This window comes from Pseudonocardia sp. EV170527-09, from assembly GCF_008369905.1.
GTDB lineage: Bacteria > Actinomycetota > Actinomycetes > Mycobacteriales > Pseudonocardiaceae > Pseudonocardia.
In genome coordinates, this window is sequence record NZ_VRMC01000288.1 from 1 (window position 1) to 680 (window position 680).

Below are 680 nucleotides of genomic sequence, written 5' to 3' on the forward strand. Positions count from 1 at the left end.
CCGCCTACTACCGCTCCGAGATCCTCATCGCCGCGATCATCCTCTGGCTCCGCCAAGATTCACAGGACACGGCCTAGGTTCTGCGTGGGTTCCGAGCGGACGATCCAGGCGCGCATGGCGCGTGAGGTTCCGGTCGGGCGACCTGGCTGAAGACGGCGGCCGCGACGAGTGCGGCGACGGCGAGCCCGGCGAGGGCCGACCAGAACGGGGTCAGCGGCCCGACGCCGGCCAGCGCGACGGCGGCGCCGGCCGGCAGCCCGGTCGCCGAGGCCGCCGCGAGGCCGGACAGCCGGCGCGGCGGCTGGGCGAGGAACGCCATCGACAGCGGCAGGAACATGGTCAGCGTCCCGACCAGCGACAGCGGCGAGGACTCCCCGGAGACCAGGAGCTCCCCCACGCACACGGCCGACGCCACCGCGACGCCCGCGCCGGTCCACAGGAGCAGGACTCCGGTCGTGAACCGCGGCGGCACCTCGTGCTCGTCGACCAGCGCCGGATCGATCCACATCATCGCCATCGACCACATCGCCCGGAACGCGCCGCGGGCACCGGCAGCCGGGCGTCGCGCCCGGGGTTTGTCCTCGTCGGGGTGCGTCATGCGGTGTCCCTAAGGTCGTGGGTGTTCGGGGTTGGTGCCCCGGATGCCCGGGACGACGGGGTGTGGCTGATGAGGTGTTGTC

At 73.1% G+C, this 680-nt stretch carries 1 protein-coding gene; it reads right to left on the minus strand.

What is annotated here, in order from left to right; translation table 11 throughout:
- Positions 1–73: 73 nt before the first annotated feature.
- Positions 74–598 carry a hypothetical protein gene (locus FVA95_RS29140; RefSeq protein WP_149666928.1) on the minus strand — a complete coding sequence of 175 codons (525 nt, stop codon included), beginning with the start codon at positions 596–598 and terminating at the stop codon, positions 74–76.
- Positions 599–680 lie beyond the last annotated feature (82 nt).

What these genes read in the sequence shown, in the direction of transcription:
- FVA95_RS29140 (WP_149666928.1), bottom strand. Translation starts at nt 598, where the DNA reads ATGACGCACCCCGACGAGGACAAACCCCGGGCGCGACGCCCGGCTGCC.